This is a genomic window from Nonlabens dokdonensis (assembly GCF_002162835.1).
GTDB classification, from domain to species: domain Bacteria; phylum Bacteroidota; class Bacteroidia; order Flavobacteriales; family Flavobacteriaceae; genus Nonlabens; species Nonlabens dokdonensis_B.
Genome location: NZ_MAAX01000053.1, coordinates 1 through 2,510, shown reverse-complemented (window position 1 = coordinate 2,510; position 2,510 = coordinate 1). Strand labels below are relative to the sequence as shown.

General features: G+C 36.6%; 3 protein-coding genes. All 3 read right to left on the bottom strand.

Translation table 11 applies throughout. The features are described 5' to 3' along the window. Positions 1-1,039 (bottom strand): glycoside hydrolase family 3 N-terminal domain-containing protein (locus tag A9Q93_RS03065; RefSeq protein ID WP_303685911.1); only part of this gene is annotated, 1,039 nt, incomplete at its 3' end. 140 nt (positions 1,040-1,179) lie between these two features. Continuing rightward, positions 1,180-2,088: a glycosyl hydrolase family 17 protein gene (locus tag A9Q93_RS03060; protein ID WP_303685910.1), complete on the bottom strand. Its 909-nt coding sequence runs from the start codon at positions 2,086-2,088 to the stop codon at positions 1,180-1,182. A gap of 1 nt (position 2,089) precedes the next feature. Further along, positions 2,090-2,510 (bottom strand): glycosyl hydrolase family 17 protein (locus A9Q93_RS03055; protein WP_303685909.1); only part of this gene is annotated, 421 nt, incomplete at its 5' end.

Sequence of the window (2,510 nt, the reverse complement as noted above, 5' to 3'; positions counted from 1 at the left end):
CTAGAAGCTCACTCACATAAAGACTTGATTCCATGTCCATGTCTGTTCCCGCATTAACCGCAAGTTGCGCAGCAGTGCGACCATCAGGTGCATAACCGTGAGGCACTAACTCTGCCACTGAGCCCCAATCAGAAACAACAAAACCTTTAAATTGCCATTCGTCCTTCAGAATATCTCTGAGTAAAAAATCATTTGCTGTGGCTGGTATACCGTTGAGCTGATTAAAACTATTCATAAAAGTTTTTACTCCTGCCTCGTTTGCTGCTTTAAAAGGTGGTAAAACAACATTATAAAGAGTAGACGTTCCTAAATCTGCATTATTGTATTCTCTACCACCTTCTGGAAAACCATAAGCAGCAAAATGCTTAGCACAAGCAATTATTGATTCTCTACTAGAAAGATCTTCTCCTTGAAAGCCTTTAATTCTAGCCTTTGCGATGAGACTTCCTAAGTAGGGATCTTCACCAGCTCCTTCCATAACTCTGCCCCATCGTGCATCTCTAGAGATATCTACCATAGGTGCAAAGGTCCAGTTAATACCAGCAGCACTAGCTTCCTTTGCTGCTAGACGAGCTGAGTTTTCAATTGCCTTAAGATCCCAGCTAGCAGCTTCTGCAAGAGGAATAGGACTCATAGTTTTATATCCATGAATGACATCGTAACCAAAAATTAACGGTATACCCAACCTCGACTCTTCTACTGCAATCCTTTGTACTGCCCTTATCTCTTCTACACCTTTTACATTGAGCATAGAACCTACATAACCTTTCTTTATATGTTCAAATTTTAACTCAGTATCATCTCCATCTGGCACAGGTCCAGTAAAATCCATAAAACCATTGTACTGGTTCATTTGGCCTATTTTTTCTTCTAAAGTCATTAATTGTAAAAGAGAGTCTACTCTTGCATCAATACGGCTATTTTGATCGTTGAAATTAACTTTATTTGTAACATTATCTGTGTTACTATCAGCACAGCCTATTAGTAACAATAGTAACCAAGCAATGTAAAACGTAGTTCTTAAAGTAGATTGTTTCATAATTAATAAGTCTTAAATTATAATGTTGATCTCGCTTTCGCGAAAGCGGAAAAATCATCAATCAATAATTAAAAAAACTTGCCAGTTAGATTTGTTTGATCTTCATAGCAAGTTTCACATTTAGGGGAAATCAAAGTTTTTTAAAATTTAAGCTTTTCATTTTTATCCCAAAGTCCCCAATAGGCGCCTACTTCTCCTTCATCGCCTTTCTTCCAGGATTCATCAAAAGAAGAGAAATAAAAAACGTCTATGTCATTTTTTTGAGACCATTTTTGGGTGTCGATAAAATATTTTATTGCATTAAGTTCTGTAGAATGGGCATCTCCTAAACTCTCTCCTTTACTAGGCCATCCAGTTTCTGTAATAATGATTCTTTTATTATGGCAAACATTTAAAACTTGGTGGTACATATCATTCATATGTCCTAAGGAATAATCTATTGAAGTGCCTTCCCAAAACGGATAGCAATTAGCAAGTATAACATCACTATTCTCAACAAGCTCTGGATGTCGAGCAAATTCATAATAGGCATCTACATATCCTACTGGCACTTCAGGAACAGCCTTTTTAACTCTCTTAATGTAATCAAGTAATTGATTTAAAGTAAGATCATTACGGTACAACACCTCATTACCTACCGCAGCTATATCGACTAGGCCTCTTTGAGCTAGAAGAATAAGCGCTTCTATTTCTTGTTCATTTTTTTCAAGATCATCACTCAACCAGGCTCCTACTAATGTTTTTAAATTATGTTCTTGTGCTATTTCAGGTACAAATTCATTTCCTTCAATGCAAGAAAAGGAGCGAATCCATTTGGTATAAGGTTTCAAAATTTTGATTCGGCGTGCTACTTGTTCTCTAGAGATGTGGTCACCTGGTTCCTGTCCATCTTCATACATACTAAAACATATTCCATGGAGTCCATCTTTTAAAGTGTCCTTCCATAAGAGCTGCAAATCCACTTTGTTATAGTTAGAAATAACTATCCCGTCTGACTGCGCATGCTGGGCTCTTTTTGATTTTAAAAATTGCTCTTTTCTAAATGACATGTTAGTATTTTAGTTGTTCATTTTTATCCCAAATTCCCCATCTGGCACCTAGCTCGCCTTCCTGACGTATTTTCCAAGACTCATCAAAAGAAGAAAAATAAAAAATTGCGACATCATTCTCTTGGGCCCAATTCATCACGTTTACAAAATACTTCATAGCATTCTCCTTAGAGGGAACAGCATTTTTATTTACTTCTCCTTCATTAGGCCAGCCAGTTTCTGTAATAATTACGTTTTTACCTCTTGCCATCTCATGGACAACCTCATACATTTGTTTAAGGTAAGCAGTTGCGTTATCAATTCCACAACCTTCCCAAAATGGATAACAATTTATCAAAATGACATCACAAGCTTCAATCAATTCTGGGTTTTCTACATATTGATAATAAGCATCTACATAACCTACAGGAACATCAGGTATA

Excerpts from the sequence above, each read along its gene's own strand:
- A9Q93_RS03060 (WP_303685910.1), bottom strand. The coding sequence starts at position 2,088 with ATGTCATTTAGAAAAGAGCAATTTTTAAAATCAAAAAGAGCCCAGCAT.